We start from the raw sequence: 13,606 nt of genomic DNA, 5'->3' as shown, positions 1-13,606 counted from the left end.
GTTTCAATTGGAATCTGCTTGAATGGTCTTTATTTAATGACAACTAGCCTGAAGTACGGTTTACTTGGTATCATTTTTTTAGCTATTGGACTATGGAGCGTTTATACGGAATTTAGCAAAATCGACGAGTGATTTAACTTAATTGATCTTGTGTATCCAGGTGCATTCGATCCGCGCCACTGGATACACGTTATGAATTTAATTAATCAATCCGTTTTTCTCTTCCGCCTCGATTGCCATTTCATCTACATGCCCCGATAGGCACCCCAAGGTACAAAAATGATCGACAGATGGCTTCTTGCATACCAATATCCACTCTGGCTTGTCCCCCACGATCTCTTCGTCACAAAAAGCACATTTCATCGCTTGTTCCTCCTTGTTTATTGGTGAAGACAGTGGATTAATCCACTTGGCAAACGTGTGCATTGTAGTCTTTGTTGGCTTCCCCAAGTAAGCAGGCCAGTTGCTCCAAGTTGGCAGCCCGTTTATCGAATGCGTTAGCTGTTTTAATCCTCCCAGCTCGTAAATGCGTTGCTGCTTTATTCTTACTTTGATCCACTTCGCGATGGATTCCCGATACAGCATCTAACACAGCTTCAAAATCGAGACTTCTGATAAAGTAGGCCAGTTTTTTCTCTTCTTCCGTGAACTCTGGTTCATCGATATCATCATCGTTCTTTGTGTCGTCATAGCTTTTTGCTTCCTCAATTCCTTCTGGTGGAACAACGCCGCTATTGAACCACACAACATACTCCGAGTCATTTTCTGCGATGGTTATCATAATTTGGCTGTCAGTAATTAATTTTCCGAATGAGTGATTTTCCCGCTCGAAAGCAAAGTCTGCTTCGCCCATTTTTACAATTATTTCGCCCTCTTCCAGAAGTTCAACATCAACCTCAACTGCTGCGATACCGATAAGCGGATCATTCCCTTTATATCGATTAAATTCCAAACTGCATGTTACCCCATGTGTTTTCATTACCTTAAACAGATGCTTTACTTCCTCTACGCTAGAATCATTCATTTGAATTGTTGTCATATAAATCCGCTCCTTTAGTGGTTTAGTTAAAAATTCGTTCACTTTTTGCTTTAGCTAACATTCCGACGAGAATAGAGTGAAACTTGTCCAGCGCACCCATTCGCACCATGACATCGATTCCGTTGACCATTTTTTTGAGTGTCGACTCGGCATATGGGCGGCCGATGCTTTTGATTCGATCTGCATTAATCTTGTCCCGCTCCCGCTGCACCCGCTCCAAGACGTTTATGCCATGCTGGTCCTTCATCGTGTCATAAATGCGGTTGTATATTTCGTTGTGCCCCATTCGAGTCCATCGAGAGTATTCGTTAATCAGATCGACTATCTTGGCTGCATCTGGCACAGCCGTCAGATTGACGGTTATGGTCTCAAATCCTTCTTGCAAAGACTTCACTTCCCGATCTCGATCTGCCTCCCGCCGTTTTCTCTCCATTTCCTCACGCTCTTGTTGAGCCATCCTTTGGGTGATAGTGGCGAGAATCTCCATTGTGGTTAATTGTGGTTGAGTCTGCTGGAGAAGTGTTTGCTCCAACAAATTGAATGCTTTAATATAGTCCTCTTTGAACCGTCCGGCGTCCTTTCCGGTATAACCCATTACCAAGAAGGTAAACCCGTCTCGGGTCATATCGACCTTGGGATAAACGCGCCCTCTTTCATTCGTATAGATTGACTCCTCAAAATTGAGGAGTCGAAACTCATTGCTGCAATCAAGGTTTCTAATATCTCGTAATACGTTATCGTGTGTTTTGCCGAACTTTTCAGAGACTAACAGGCTATCAGTAATTACCCTTCCATTCTCAATGAAGACCAGTTTGTTCAAGTTTTTCCCCTCCATTTAGTCGTACATGTTAGTAGTACATCCATCGTTATAATCATTAGGATACATACATTGGATGTGGAAACTAAACGAACTGTGGATAACTCTATTCGTCGTGTTAGCCAGACGTTTGATTACGGCGTCTATTCCGTCCCTTCACTTCGCAATACTCCACAAAAGGCTCGATACGCTCCATGATCCGCGCTGCGCTCCTGTAGTTCGCCTCGCTGTTCTTCGCCTTGGCAAAGTGCTGCTCCAACTCATCGAGTTTTAGATTAGACGTGTAAATGGTGGGCAGCTTCTCCATTCGCCGTTGAAGGATTGGCCCCAACACTTCGTCACGAGTCCATGCCGTGATCGCTTCTGCTCCTAAGTCATCCAAGATAAGAACCGATACATTTTTCAGAGCCTCAAGCTTTTGCTCCATTCCACCAGTCTCAATCGATGCTTTAATCTCCATCAGATAATCCGGTACATACAGCATCAAAACGTCCACGCCGCGCTTTGCTAGCTCCTGAGTCATAGCGCCTGCTATTGCGCTTTTGCCTACCCCAAACGGGCCGTATATGTAGAGTCCTCTTGTTGTCTTCCCACGCTCAAAGCTGACGCAAAAGTTAATAGCTGCTTTTATGGCTTCGATCCGTCCTACGTCTTTCTCCAAAGCTTCAAAAGTTGTATTCATGATGTGATCAGGGACGAACTGGCTTTTGACCAGGGATTTCAACTTGCGCTGGTGATCATGGCTCTGTTGATGCTCACAAGGTGAGAAGCGCAACTCCACTCTCCCAGATACTACGAAAGCAGTTTTTCTGTGCCCTATGAAGAAATTCCGACACGTCTCCAAACCTGTGCAACCAGTGCAATGCATGTTCGTATCCCGATATTCGTATAGCTCTGACAAAGCGAATTTCTCCTCAGGAAAGCGATTCATAAGCCATTGAATCAGCTCGTGTTTGTACAGGAGGTCTTCTGATTGCTGGGCCTTTTCCATTAGCCGCTGCCATCGTTCATCATTCGAAAGCACTTCTCCAATCGACTTCATGTTTTACTCAGTCCCCTTGCCTTGGAGCTGGCCCAGCAGCTTTTGCAATTCGTGATCTTGTGCCGGATCATAGCTTGGATCGTCCTGCGGTGCTTGTCCTCCTCGAAGGTTGTCCACATACGCTTTGTCGGCTTCTGACATTTCGGTAGACTGACCTCGACTATATTTGCCTTTATTCGCTGTCTTGCTCCTAGCGTGTTCAGCAATAGCAGCTTGGACTTGCTGGAGCGTACGTAATCCTTGATCAGCCCATCCAATGAGGATTTTTGTCGTATACTTCCAACTCTTCGTGCCATTCAAGATCGTTTCTCTGAGGGCCTCAATAATGATCTCTTCCGGCTCGTCAAAGTGTCCTTTAGCAATCCATTGATCGATGTCCTGTACAATGATTGGCGGTATAGCAGTTGTGATGTTTTGAGTATAGAAAGTGACAGGATCAGGCTTTTGGGGAACGATCTTATCCGGTAGGTCTTCCAACCAACTTCCTGTTCCTGTTCCTGTTCCTGCTCCTACTTTTTGTTCTTCTTGTTCTTGTTCTTCTTCTTTTTCTTTTTCTTTTTCTTTTTCTTTTTCTTCCCCATAGTCTATGGATACGGTATCGATATGGTATCCATACTCTTTGCAAAGAGCCTGAAATACCTCAACGAACGGCTTGTGTTTTACGCCTTTCAACTCTTTCGTGATGCAGGATTTCACCTTGGGGCTGTTGATCCGGTTATGCTTCAACCAGTTCAACATCATGATTTCCTTGGTTTCCTCGTTGTAAGCAACCTTCCCATACTCGATAAAACGATTGAGCAGCTTGTCCACCGTCTCGCGGTGATATCCCGTCTCTGTCTCGATGATTCTCTTGGGCAGCTCATAAATGCCACACTGAGTCGTTTTGCTGTTTGTCATGAGGTACAGGAAGAAATACTTTTCTTCTGGTGTCAGATCAAGAACAAATCCATCTTGCCAAAAGCTTGTCTGTACTTGCCTATAAGTTGCCATCTTGCGCGCTCCCTTCCGCCTGAAATTGCTTAAATAGCGGCAGCTTCCTCTTGTTGTGAGTGTTTATAAAACGTTAAGAACAGTTCGTAAGCTGCCAGAGGACCGTCTTTCTTGTTTGCTTCGCTGATCATACGCAACTGATCGATGTGAATTTTGTCTTCTATGACAGCCTCGGTAATTATTTTGATCGCGCGTGCAGATGGATCACCGTCTGCAGCTCTACGGCAGATTTCTGCATATCGTTCAGATAGGCTAAGAGCTGTTGTCTTACTCATGCAGATCGCCTGCTTTCTTCAATACGTGCACGTACTGCTCGATGCATGATGCCGAGTAAATCGTCCCGCAGATAATCTTCTCCCATCATTTCATCGAGGTTCGATAGATATTTCACAGAGTATCTACCAAGTACTGCTTGAAACAATTCTTCTGGAGTGGAGTAATCCAGACGCTTCAACCCCAGCTCCTCGCACACCTTATCCATCAAAGCAATGAACGTGTTGAAATCAGTAAGCACAATGCTCGGATTATGCATAAAGCTCCACTCCTTTTCCTGGTCTTGGCGAAGAAGATCACGCTGTTTGATAGCTATATTTTTGAGATTAGGCACTAGGTCACTATTGCTTGACCCTTGAGGAGCAGAAACAATGTATACCTCTAATTCAGCCAGCGTCATGCACGACACAACTGCTTCCCACCACTCTACGATTGAAAAGCCTTTGTCTGGAATGATAAACGTTGTAACATCCACTCCAACCCCTTTTGACAATTCGAGGATCGTCGTAGCTGCCTCTTGAAATATCGTTTCCACCCTATTCCCTCCCCATTTGTAGGAGGACAAACTTTTATGTATACATTTTCGTAACATTCGCTATAATGATTACTAGCGAGGCTTGTCCTCCGTTGATTCGGTTGTCATTCCTTGGTCCGCCAAGACAATTTAGGAAATGACCGTCTTACCCCACCTGTTGGTAGCAGGTGGTTTTTTCTTTTTCTTGCATGTTAGCCATGACTAGTAACCCTGCAAATGCTTCTGCGCTGATCCGGCTCTGCAACTCAGGATTAGTCATAATATCCGCAACCATTTCTGATGGAGTAGCCAGGTTCTTCATCCTCTTTACACCTCCTTTCAAATTCAGGCTAGTTCCTGATTGTTTATTAGTGCTGCTTGCCTGCGTGCCACAAGTTCGGATTCTGGACCGAAATAGATATGATTCCAAGAAATGAAACCATACAAGATTAAGAGTTTCTCAACTGAATCACGCCTTGCTTTCCCGCTATCAATTTCCCAGCGTTCAAGTGTACGAACGGGAATTCCGGTTTTCTCGGAAACTTCTTTCAGCTCCATTCGGCAGTTCAGCCGAGCTTCGCGTAATGACATTAGATACATACCCTCAACTCACCCCCTTCTCAGACTTGTCTACCATGGCGACTCCTAAGAGCCACTTTCCTCTCGAAGCTTGTTCTCTTCATCGACATACTCATGCGGCTCACCCGTCACCATTTCGGCCCAAGCCAGTTTACAGCGTTCGGGAAGGTCAGTTTTAGTCGGGTCAATCGCCACTTTCTCGCCATTAATCATCATGTAATGTGCGACGATTCTAAGTTGGGGTCTTTTCTTACGCATTAGTGATCACCTCATTTAGAGCTTATCCCTCTACTGCGCTTGTTTAGTCCTCATGTGCAAGTACTTTCCATAAATCGATTTGGAAACAGATAAATCTAAACCAAACTTTTCTTTTACGGACATTAGGTTTACAGTGTCGTCCAGAATCTCTTGTCGTTGTACCAACATCTTCGGAGTCATTTGATCTTTCTTAATCATCTTTGGATGCCCATTTAACGAAGACGTTGTTTTATTAGCAATAGTGTTTGCCTTGATAAAGTCCACCTTCACAGGTTGTGAAAGACTGGCTTTCAATCGACTCATGGCTTCCTTCTGATGGTCTTTGTCCAACATACGGAAGATTTGGAATCCTTCGAGGCCAGTTTGCTGACGTAGCTGTTTGAGCATCACTTTAACCCACTTCTTAAATTCCTTGGCTTCTGGACGATGGCTGTTATAGATCGCGTCGTAGATTCCTGTTTCGGAGAGTGCAGCCATTTTTTGTTTTCTACCGATGCTGTCCGTTAAGTGGACATCATCTTTTTCATCTTCATCAATTAGCCGAAGCATATGAGGTGTGTGCTTGTAATTTAGCGCTCTCGCAACATCTTGAGCGACTCCAAACCATTCACCCGGTTCCTTCTCCACAAACCGAATCGAATGCCCCATCCAGCTTTCAACACGCATGTTCATTGTCATCAACAAGCCCCCTTATTTTCGTTTTCTTGTAGCCATGTTAAAAATGACTCTCTATTCACACGCTTACTACGTCCCAACCGGATTAACGGGAAAGACTTGAGATCCATCAACTCGTAAGCACGGCGTTCTGAAATGTGAAGGTAATTGGCAATGTGTTTTGCTGTTAAAATAGGTGGCAAGATATAATCCTTTTGCATATGTAGAACCTCACATTATAGCCAGACAGTTCTGGCTAGTTATTATCAAAAAAAATATCTCCTGGACTTTTGACTTTTAATATTCGACACAATTCAATTAGATGCGGAGTAGAAGGGTGTATAACCCCTCTTTCCCATCTAGAAATAACCGTTACATCTTTTGGTTTATTAAACTTTTGCCCCAATTCTTGTTGGGTAAGGCCCAACTTAGTTCGAAAATACCTTATCTTATTTGATTGTTTTTTTTGCATCTCTTCACCTAACTTTCTAGACTATTTTGTCTAAAGGAAAGGTAGCACAGATGTTTGGGACTTGTCAAGCCAGACAAATCAGTCTAGTATAAAAGTTGACGAAGTTGTCTAGTAATGTATATGATGGATACCTACATTTTAAAAGGGGTGTGCTATGTTTTGTCATACTCAGCAATTCTAAAAGAGTATATTTCCAAATCTGGGAAAACACTTGATCAAATCGTAAGTGATTGTGAAAAATTGGGCGTTAATATCCACTCGACATATATTAGTAAGCTGCGTTTAGGACAACGCCCAGCTCCGTCTGATGAGATTTCACGTGCACTAGCTAATGTTACAGGAGGCGATCCAGAAGAATTAATTATTGCTGGTTATATCGAAAGAGCTCCAAAAGAAGTCCAAGGTGTAATTAAACACTACTTAAATAATTTGGATTTCTATACTGCCATAGTGTCTACAAATTTTACCGATGATTTTGAGGATATTGACCTTGAAGATAATGAAAAATTCGCGTCTATCGTAGAAAAAAATGTTAATAGATTCAAATCCATGCCTATTGAACAAAGAATAGATTTTGTAATTAGCCACTTCAATCGAATGGTTAATGCTCACCCTGAATTTTTAATAGATTTTGGTATAGCTGGTGGTGTTTCAGAAGACAGAATTGAGTCTACTATTAAAACTATGAAGGAGGGCTCAATTAACAGAATCAAGCTTTATGATTTAACCAAAGAATCTTACGATGAGCATCAGTATGAATGGGTACCTATTACCAAGATACTCTTTGATGGTGAGCCTGTATGCTTCATTTGTCCAGATGACAGCATGATTGGTGCAAACATTACAAAAGGGGCTAAGTTAATTTGCCAAGCAGTTGATCATGATAAGAATCATCAGATTGATTCAGGTAAAATATATGTGGTCGGCTATAAAGATGAAGTCATAATACGACGTGTAATATACCAAAAAGATACTGATTTAGTCATACTTCAACCCGAAAATTCAAAGTATCCTCTAATAACTACAAAAAAAGATAGTGAGGATTTCAATTTGTTTGCTATTGTTAAATCAGTAGAATTCACTTTAGAATAATCCATTAATTTAACTGAAATCTATCTACTATTGATGCCCATATTGATCTAAGTAAGATTTAGAATATCAACTGTATAATCGTATTGCGTTCTTACCAGAATCTATGTTTTCAGAGGAGGTTCATATTAAATGAAGGGGCATTTCAGAAAAAGAGGAAGTACCTGGTCGTTCGCAATTTCATTAGGCACAGATGAAACAGGCAAACGAAAACAAATTACCAGATCAGGCTTCAAGACGAAGAAAGAAGCGGAAATCGCTTGTGCCGAGATGATAACCAAGTATGAAAGCGGAGAACTGGTTATTTCAAAAAAGCAGACATTAGCCAGTTATCTGGAGTTTTGGTTGGAGAACCATGCGAAGTCAACACTCAGGACATCAAGTTATACCAATCATGAGACTGTCATTAACAGCCGGATCGTTCCAGCTCTCGGTAAAATCGAGATGGACAAGCTCACCCCAATCCATGTCACGAAATACCTGACGGAATTACAGAAAGAAGAATTGTCAGCCGACTATATCAAATACATACATGCTGTAATAAAGAAGGCCCTGAATCAAGCGGTAAAGTGGCAGCTCATTCCCAAAAACATCATGGATAACGTCGATCCCCCGCGTCTTACGCAAAAGGAGATCCTTACCTGGACACCAGAACAGGCAAATGAATTCCTGTCTGTTGCAGAAAAAGACAAATATTACATTGCGTTTGTATTGGCTATCTATACTGGCATGAGGCGGGGAGAAATCCTCGGCTTGCGTTGGAAAGACATTGACTTTGAACAAGCTAAAATTAGCATTCAGCAAACTCTCTATCGGCCTTCTAATCAAGGCATCATCTTTCAAGAACCAAAGACAAAAAGTGCAAAACGCCGAATTGCGATCCCTCAGTTTGTATTGCATGAATTGAAACGACATAAGGCAAAGCAAAACAAATTACGTCTCCAATATGGCGAGGGCTACGAGGACAATGATCTAGTTGTCTGCTACGATGACGGCCGACCACAAGACCCTCGCAACCTCTTAAGACACTACGAACGAATCACGAAGAAAAGCGGACTCCCAGCAATTCGTTTTCATGATCTACGCCACACTCACGCAACGATGCTATTACAAATGGGCGAGCATCCTAAAGTTGTATCTGAACGTCTCGGGCATAGCCGGGTTGGAATTACAATGGATGTATACAGCCATGTCATGCCGGACATGCAAAAAGATGCTGCTGACAACTTCGAGAAAATGATGAAACAAAAACGCTCAAAATGACTTTAGTTGAATAAAGGTTGTCAAAATGTTGTCAAGCGACAATGTAGAGGGATTATGTTGTCAGGGTGGATGGACGAGGACATAAGAAAAACCCTTGATTACCAAGGGTTTCAGCAGTTATTCTATGGTGATCCGGACTGGGTTCGAACCAGCGACCCCCACCCTGTCAAGATGGTGCTCTCCCAACTGAGCTACCGGATCATGGGATATATGTGTGATCGTTTAATGGTGGGCCCTGTAGGACTCGAACCTACGACCAATCGGTTATGAGCCGACCGCTCTGACCAACTGAGCTAAGGGCCCGAATCGTATCGGACGTCGATCACATTTATTACTATACAGCATCGTAAAATGGATTTCAAGAGGAAATGAATAATTTCTTGTAAAAATTTTCACTCGTACCAAAAGAACACTAAGAAACCCAGTGAAATCAGGCTTGTTTTTACCTGTAAAAAGCCATTCCCCACCGCTGCTGCCCACATCCCCTACCAAAACATGGGATTCCTTGCATGATGGCATCGCATCATACATGACTGCATCAAGGCACTTAAGCTCCACCGGTGAAGAATTGGCTCCTGACAGACTAAAGGCAATCCAAGAAAGGTTACAAAAAGAAACAAGATAATTAGGTAACGATTGAAACAAACTCCATCATCCCAAACCTAACCTACCCCGCCTGCTCCGTACCTTTCCCTTTCTCCTCGACACGCAACTCGGCTTCCTGTTGCTTCAACGCCTCGCTTCGTACCAAGTCCGCCTCCTGCTCATCTCTCATCCGATGCGCCATGCGACTAGAAGCATTGGCTGCCACACTCGCCACGAGGTCGTCCAAAAATGTGTGAACGCGTCCCTCTGCCGACTTGGTATCCAGTCTTTTAATCACGCCGACCTTGTGTTTATCCAAATGTCCAAAGGTGGTAACTGCGATACTTCCATATCCAAATACGGAGCCTAGCGCCAATGTTTCGTCGCATCCGAACAGTCCTTCATCTGACGCGATAATGGATTGAAGCGGCTCAGACAAGAGGCCCTTCTCTGCTAACGTATCCAACTCAACGCCAACCAGGATGGCGTGCTGCATTTCCCTTTTTTCCAAGACCGCGTTCACGCTCTCGATGCACTGCGCCATCGTGAGATCTGGATGGTAAGGCGATTGCATGAGATAGACGATTTCTGCGATATCATCCACCGTCACTCCGCGTTCTGCCAAACGTGCGAGAGCAGCGTTTCTGACTTCGATGCTGTGTACTTGCTTCTTCATATAAGAGACAACCCCTTCCACAAATCGAGTGAAGTCGTTTCCTACCATAGTATCACACGCTGACCAAATTGCGACAATCTTTCGCCCAAAGCCTGACTCTGCACCCAAACTCTTGGGCACGCCCGCTCGCTCCTGTATAATAATGAACAGGAATATCCCGATAAGGAGGACACCGCAGTGGCCCTTGAAGAAATCATCTTGGAAAGCCGGCATTTGGGGACGCCGGAAAAGCTGATTGTCTACACACCCCAACGCTACTCGCCACTCTACTCGTATCCAGTCCTCTACGTACAAGATGGAGAAGATTACTTGGCAATGGGCAGAATGGCTTCTTTGCTAGATCAATTGAATGGGGACAAAGAATTGCCTGATATCATCGCTGTCTTTCTCCCTGTCGAGAAAAACAATCGGAACGACCGTTATCATCCGGATGGCAAGGAGCACATGGCCTACCGTCGCTTCCTCTCCGAAGAAGTCGTGAGCTATGTCGATACGCATTACTCCACACATCCTTTGGGCAACGCACGAACACTTCTTGGCGAATCTTTGGGCGGAGTTGTCTCTCTGTTCACGGCGCTTAACTATCCACATACGTTTGGACAAGTTGCCTGCCAGTCGATTGCCATGGACGCAAAGCTAAATCGCTTGGTAGCTGATACTGACTTTTCCGTACCGCAGACCATTTATTTGGAGATCGGGACGGAGGAAACGGCAGTAAGCACAGGGCGCGGCACATTGAATCTTCTTGCGGCCAATGAAGAGCTGCGCGAGATTTTGGGCACGAAAAAAGCCACCCTCGTTTATGAAACGTTTGAGGGTGACCATACGTGGGGCCACTGGCAGCGCAATCTACCGCGTATGCTAAAGACGCTTTACGGGTAAACTTACCGTGGCTGTTCTTCTTGCGGACCTTCATCCTTAATCGTCGATACGAGAGCATCTTCGAACTCTCCTTTTCGTATCGCAGTCAAGATCGTGAAGGTCAGCACAGACAGTAGAAGCAGGACGAGAAAAATGAATGTGATCATCATAGCCGTATGCATGCAGTGCGGCACCTCCTTGCACTACACAGTCTTTCCTTTGGCGCAAGGAATATACGGACCCACGCTTAACATTACACAAATGAAGAATTTTCTGTTAAAATAAGATCTTGTAGAGCATGATAGATAGTAAGGAGGAGTGGTTCTGATGATGTACAGTATCGTAATATTCCCATCTAGCAAGGTGCAAGAAGTAGCCAACTCTTACCGGAAACGTTATGACCCGGGCTATGCTTTGGTTCCTCCATATATTCGATTGAAGGAAGCCTTTGAGCTGGACGAAGCCAAGCTTCCTGAGCTTGTGAGCCATCTGGAGCAGGTTGCCTCCTCTACCGACAGCTTTTCGGCTCATTTCCATCGGGTATCTTCTTTCCACCCTACCACCAACGTGATCTATTTGGCTGTGCAAAACAAGGAACCATTTAACGAGTTGCATCAAAAGATTGCCAATCAATGTGTGAATGAAAAAGAAACCTACGCATACGTACCGCATCTGACCATCGGGCGCGACCTGTCCGACGATGAGCTGCGGGATGTAACCGGCCAACTGAGTATGGCAAAAATTGACCTGAACAGCGAAATTGATCGCTTCCACTTGATTTATCAGCTCGAGGATGGCATCTGGAGCGTTTACCAGACTTTCCTTCTCAAAAAATAAACACCCTTTCCTTCACCACCAACCCTCCCTGCGAATAATCGTAGGGAGGGATATTTTCTAACAAAGGACGAATATCGATGAACCTGCAAACCTACCAGATCCAAAGAGTCACCACTGAACAAGAATTGGCGGATGCGCTGTCTGTACGCCGAGTCGTTTTCATCGAGGAACAGGAAGTACCGGAAGAGTTGGAAATCGATGAGCATGACACACTGGATGGCGAGACGATTCATTTTGTGACCTACCGCGATGGAAAGCCAGTGGGCGCAAGCCGTATCCGCACCTACGCACCTGGCGTGGGAAAAATTGAACGGGTGGCGGTTGCCAAAACAGAACGCGGTACCGGGCTGGGCCGCCAAATCATGCTTGAGATGGAAGCGCTGGCTAAACAACACGGGTATGACAGCCTGAAACTGAACGCACAAACGCAAGCCCAACGGTTTTATGAAAAGCTCGGCTATGAGCCTTTTGGCGACTTATTTGACGATGCAGGTATCGAGCATATTGCGATGGTCAAATCCATTCGCGAATAACAGAAACTGCGTGCAGCTCCATTCCCTCATTTGGAAAAACAACCTCGTTTTCGCGCTGATCATCATGCGAAGCGAGGTTGTTTTTCATTGGCACCAGAGAAAAAAATTATTTCACCAGCGGTTTCCGGATGGCCTCAATCACGCGATCCAAAGAGTCAGCACCGTAGCCCTCTGCTACTTTCTGTGTGGCCAATGCTAGCAATGGCATCAACCAATCAACGGGGATTCCCTGTTCCTGACTGGCATGGATGATGTGTTCAAGTCCTAGTTTGTTCGTATTCAAATTGGACACATCGGTCGTGAAGTTTCCTTCATCACGGGCACGTGCGGCAACCGGGTCTGTCAAGAGCGGCGCAATCAAGTGATTTACCCAGTTGGTTGCGTATGGAAGGAACTCTGTTCCTGTTATGTTTGCCGTACTTAACAGGGCATGTGCATGCATAGAGCCATACCAAGCCCCATACATCATGGTGAGCAGCGACAAATCATAGATCAACGGAACTCCATAGTCTTCACCGAGATAGGCAGCATTACCTCCCAACAGTTTCAATGTCGGTTCATATTCTTCAAATAGAGACTTCGACCCACCGTAGAAAATGAGTGTTTCGGGCAGTCCAATCATTTGAGGGATAGCCATGATCGCTCCATCGAGATATTGCCCACCGCGTTCGCTTACCCACTTGGCTGTCTTGCGTGCGTCCTCCGGGGTTCCGGTGGTGAGGTTGACGATGACACGGCCTGATAATTCATTTTTCAAGGGCTCTAGCAGATCATGCATGACTTTGTAGGTCGATAAGCAAACAACAACCAAGTTGCTTGCCGAGATTGCCTCATCTACACTGCCCGCCAGCACTGCCCCCTTCTCGACTAGACCTTTGGCTCTATCTGCTGAGCGGTTCCAGACAGTCGTTGGATGACCGCCTTTTAGAAAAGCATCCGCGAGTGCTACTCCCATATGGCCAAGGCCAATAACTGTTACAGACGCGGGAATTGATGTTGTTTTCATCGATCTGACACTCCATTCCTTTGATTTTTCTCAAGCGAGATGATCAAGAGCTGCATACAAGGTCTGTTGCTCTTGATTGCGATTCTAAAGCTTTACACTAGTGTGAATGTCAATACAA

General features: G+C 44.7%; 21 protein-coding genes and 2 tRNA genes. 5 read left to right on the top strand and 18 right to left on the bottom strand.

All coding sequences use genetic code 11. The features are described 5' to 3' along the window. Positions 1–198 precede the first annotated feature (198 nt). The 13 genes from M3630_RS24105 to M3630_RS31240 all read right to left on the bottom strand — a co-directional run bounded on the left by M3630_RS24105 (position 199) and on the right by M3630_RS31240 (position 6,638). On the bottom strand, positions 199–363 hold the full coding sequence (locus M3630_RS24105) for a hypothetical protein (protein WP_251253777.1): 165 nt from the start codon (positions 361–363) through the stop codon (positions 199–201). Between the two features lie 37 nt (positions 364–400). Next, entirely contained in the window at positions 401–1,039 is a 639-nt protein-coding gene (locus tag M3630_RS24100; protein WP_251253776.1) for a hypothetical protein, read from the bottom strand. Between the two features lie 22 nt (positions 1,040–1,061). Beyond that, on the bottom strand, positions 1,062–1,859 hold the full coding sequence (locus M3630_RS24095) for a Rha family transcriptional regulator (RefSeq protein ID WP_251253775.1): 798 nt from the start codon (positions 1,857–1,859) through the stop codon (positions 1,062–1,064). Between the two features lie 115 nt (positions 1,860–1,974). Next, complete coding sequence (dnaI, locus tag M3630_RS24090) at positions 1,975–2,898, bottom strand: primosomal protein DnaI (protein ID WP_251253774.1); 924 nt, start codon at positions 2,896–2,898, stop codon at positions 1,975–1,977. 3 nt (positions 2,899–2,901) lie between these two features. Further along, positions 2,902–3,888 (bottom strand): DnaD domain-containing protein, encoded by a 987-nt coding sequence (locus M3630_RS24085; protein ID WP_251253773.1) that lies wholly within the window; start codon positions 3,886–3,888, stop codon positions 2,902–2,904. A 29-nt stretch (positions 3,889–3,917) separates the two neighbouring features. After that, positions 3,918–4,163 (bottom strand): hypothetical protein, encoded by a 246-nt coding sequence (locus tag M3630_RS24080; RefSeq protein ID WP_251253772.1) that lies wholly within the window; start codon positions 4,161–4,163, stop codon positions 3,918–3,920. Beyond that, the gene (locus M3630_RS24075; RefSeq protein ID WP_251253771.1) at positions 4,160–4,696 is read right to left on the bottom strand and encodes a hypothetical protein; all 537 of its coding nucleotides are present in this window, start codon (positions 4,694–4,696) and stop codon (positions 4,160–4,162) included. The genes M3630_RS24080 and M3630_RS24075 overlap by 4 nt, the downstream gene beginning before the upstream one ends. Positions 4,697–4,841: 145 nt before the next feature. Further along, positions 4,842–4,997, bottom strand: a complete 156-nt coding sequence (locus M3630_RS24070) for a hypothetical protein (protein ID WP_251253770.1) — start codon at positions 4,995–4,997, stop codon at positions 4,842–4,844. A gap of 23 nt (positions 4,998–5,020) precedes the next feature. Next, positions 5,021–5,266, bottom strand: a complete 246-nt coding sequence (locus tag M3630_RS24065; protein ID WP_251253769.1) for a helix-turn-helix domain-containing protein — start codon at positions 5,264–5,266, stop codon at positions 5,021–5,023. Positions 5,267–5,320: 54 nt separating this feature from the next. Continuing rightward, the gene (locus M3630_RS24060; protein WP_251253768.1) at positions 5,321–5,512 is read right to left on the bottom strand and encodes a hypothetical protein; all 192 of its coding nucleotides are present in this window, start codon (positions 5,510–5,512) and stop codon (positions 5,321–5,323) included. Between the two features lie 30 nt (positions 5,513–5,542). Further along, positions 5,543–6,190 (bottom strand): BRO-N domain-containing protein, encoded by a 648-nt coding sequence (locus M3630_RS24055; RefSeq protein ID WP_353057260.1) that lies wholly within the window; start codon positions 6,188–6,190, stop codon positions 5,543–5,545. After that, entirely contained in the window at positions 6,190–6,387 is a 198-nt protein-coding gene (locus M3630_RS24050; protein WP_251253767.1) for a helix-turn-helix domain-containing protein, read from the bottom strand. The genes M3630_RS24055 and M3630_RS24050 overlap by 1 nt, the downstream gene beginning before the upstream one ends. Positions 6,388–6,422: 35 nt before the next feature. Continuing rightward, positions 6,423–6,638, bottom strand: coding sequence for a helix-turn-helix transcriptional regulator (locus M3630_RS31240; RefSeq protein WP_353057259.1), 216 nt, complete (start codon positions 6,636–6,638; stop codon positions 6,423–6,425). 159 nt (positions 6,639–6,797) lie between these two features. Here M3630_RS31240 and M3630_RS24045 point away from each other — a divergent pair, with 159 nt between their 5' ends. Together M3630_RS24045 and M3630_RS24040 are read left to right on the top strand one after the other, a co-directional pair. Continuing rightward, the gene (locus M3630_RS24045) at positions 6,798–7,730 is read left to right on the top strand and encodes a LexA family protein (RefSeq protein WP_251253766.1); all 933 of its coding nucleotides are present in this window, start codon (positions 6,798–6,800) and stop codon (positions 7,728–7,730) included. Between the two features lie 129 nt (positions 7,731–7,859). Further along, a complete protein-coding gene (locus M3630_RS24040) occupies positions 7,860–8,990 on the top strand; it encodes a site-specific integrase (protein ID WP_251253765.1) in 1,131 nt (376 codons plus the stop codon). Between the two features lie 125 nt (positions 8,991–9,115). Here M3630_RS24040 and M3630_RS24035 read toward each other — a convergent pair. From M3630_RS24035 to M3630_RS24025, 3 genes are all read right to left on the bottom strand, one after another. Next, positions 9,116–9,191: transfer RNA gene (locus tag M3630_RS24035), tRNA-Val, on the bottom strand. 25 nt (positions 9,192–9,216) lie between these two features. Continuing rightward, a tRNA-Ile gene (locus M3630_RS24030) sits at positions 9,217–9,293 on the bottom strand. A gap of 364 nt (positions 9,294–9,657) precedes the next feature. Continuing rightward, positions 9,658–10,251, bottom strand: coding sequence for a phosphatidylglycerophosphatase A family protein (locus M3630_RS24025; RefSeq protein WP_173608391.1), 594 nt, complete (start codon positions 10,249–10,251; stop codon positions 9,658–9,660). Positions 10,252–10,428: 177 nt separating this feature from the next. On the opposite strand from M3630_RS24025, the gene M3630_RS24020 reads away from it, so the two are divergent. After that, on the top strand, positions 10,429–11,133 hold the full coding sequence (locus tag M3630_RS24020) for an alpha/beta hydrolase (RefSeq protein WP_251253764.1): 705 nt from the start codon (positions 10,429–10,431) through the stop codon (positions 11,131–11,133). 2 nt (positions 11,134–11,135) lie between these two features. Here M3630_RS24020 and M3630_RS24015 read toward each other — a convergent pair whose 3' ends face one another. Beyond that, positions 11,136–11,294 carry a hypothetical protein gene (locus M3630_RS24015; protein WP_173608336.1) on the bottom strand — a complete coding sequence of 53 codons (159 nt, stop codon included), beginning with the start codon at positions 11,292–11,294 and terminating at the stop codon, positions 11,136–11,138. Between the two features lie 145 nt (positions 11,295–11,439). Here M3630_RS24015 and M3630_RS24010 point away from each other — a divergent pair, with 145 nt between their 5' ends. Together M3630_RS24010 and M3630_RS24005 are read left to right on the top strand one after the other, a co-directional pair. Further along, the gene (locus M3630_RS24010) at positions 11,440–11,949 is read left to right on the top strand and encodes a YjcG family protein (protein ID WP_173608337.1); all 510 of its coding nucleotides are present in this window, start codon (positions 11,440–11,442) and stop codon (positions 11,947–11,949) included. Between the two features lie 77 nt (positions 11,950–12,026). After that, positions 12,027–12,482, top strand: coding sequence for a GNAT family N-acetyltransferase (locus M3630_RS24005; protein WP_173608338.1), 456 nt, complete (start codon positions 12,027–12,029; stop codon positions 12,480–12,482). A 106-nt stretch (positions 12,483–12,588) separates the two neighbouring features. On the opposite strand, the gene M3630_RS24000 is transcribed toward M3630_RS24005, so the two are convergent. Then, the gene (locus tag M3630_RS24000) at positions 12,589–13,488 is read right to left on the bottom strand and encodes an NAD(P)-dependent oxidoreductase (RefSeq protein WP_251253763.1); all 900 of its coding nucleotides are present in this window, start codon (positions 13,486–13,488) and stop codon (positions 12,589–12,591) included. Positions 13,489–13,606: the final 118 nt, after the last annotated feature.

It is taken from the genome of Brevibacillus sp. MER 51 (assembly GCF_023714195.1).
Taxonomy (GTDB): Bacteria; Bacillota; Bacilli; order Brevibacillales; family Brevibacillaceae; genus Brevibacillus.
The sequence above is the reverse complement of the archived record's forward strand: the minus strand, read 5'-3'. Positions and strand labels throughout refer to the sequence as shown.

Excerpts from the sequence above, each read along its gene's own strand:
- M3630_RS24105 (WP_251253777.1), bottom strand. The coding sequence starts at position 363 with ATGAAATGTGCTTTTTGTGACGAAGAGATCGTGGGGGACAAGCCAGAG.
- M3630_RS24100 (WP_251253776.1), bottom strand. The coding sequence starts at position 1,039 with ATGACAACAATTCAAATGAATGATTCTAGCGTAGAGGAAGTAAAGCAT.
- dnaI (WP_251253774.1), bottom strand. The coding sequence starts at position 2,898 with ATGAAGTCGATTGGAGAAGTGCTTTCGAATGATGAACGATGGCAGCGG.
- M3630_RS24085 (WP_251253773.1), bottom strand. The coding sequence starts at position 3,888 with ATGGCAACTTATAGGCAAGTACAGACAAGCTTTTGGCAAGATGGATTT.
- M3630_RS24080 (WP_251253772.1), bottom strand. The coding sequence starts at position 4,163 with ATGAGTAAGACAACAGCTCTTAGCCTATCTGAACGATATGCAGAAATC.
- M3630_RS24070 (WP_251253770.1), bottom strand. The coding sequence starts at position 4,997 with ATGAAGAACCTGGCTACTCCATCAGAAATGGTTGCGGATATTATGACT.
- M3630_RS24065 (WP_251253769.1), bottom strand. The coding sequence starts at position 5,266 with ATGTCATTACGCGAAGCTCGGCTGAACTGCCGAATGGAGCTGAAAGAA.
- M3630_RS24060 (WP_251253768.1), bottom strand. The coding sequence starts at position 5,512 with ATGCGTAAGAAAAGACCCCAACTTAGAATCGTCGCACATTACATGATG.
- M3630_RS24055 (WP_353057260.1), bottom strand. The coding sequence starts at position 6,190 with ATGACAATGAACATGCGTGTTGAAAGCTGGATGGGGCATTCGATTCGG.
- M3630_RS24050 (WP_251253767.1), bottom strand. The coding sequence starts at position 6,387 with ATGCAAAAGGATTATATCTTGCCACCTATTTTAACAGCAAAACACATT.
- M3630_RS31240 (WP_353057259.1), bottom strand. The coding sequence starts at position 6,638 with ATGCAAAAAAAACAATCAAATAAGATAAGGTATTTTCGAACTAAGTTG.
- M3630_RS24040 (WP_251253765.1), top strand. The coding sequence starts at position 7,860 with ATGAAGGGGCATTTCAGAAAAAGAGGAAGTACCTGGTCGTTCGCAATT.
- M3630_RS24025 (WP_173608391.1), bottom strand. The coding sequence starts at position 10,251 with ATGAAGAAGCAAGTACACAGCATCGAAGTCAGAAACGCTGCTCTCGCA.
- M3630_RS24015 (WP_173608336.1), bottom strand. The coding sequence starts at position 11,294 with ATGCATACGGCTATGATGATCACATTCATTTTTCTCGTCCTGCTTCTA.
- M3630_RS24010 (WP_173608337.1), top strand. The coding sequence starts at position 11,440 with ATGATGTACAGTATCGTAATATTCCCATCTAGCAAGGTGCAAGAAGTA.
- M3630_RS24005 (WP_173608338.1), top strand. The coding sequence starts at position 12,027 with ATGAACCTGCAAACCTACCAGATCCAAAGAGTCACCACTGAACAAGAA.
- M3630_RS24000 (WP_251253763.1), bottom strand. The coding sequence starts at position 13,488 with ATGAAAACAACATCAATTCCCGCGTCTGTAACAGTTATTGGCCTTGGC.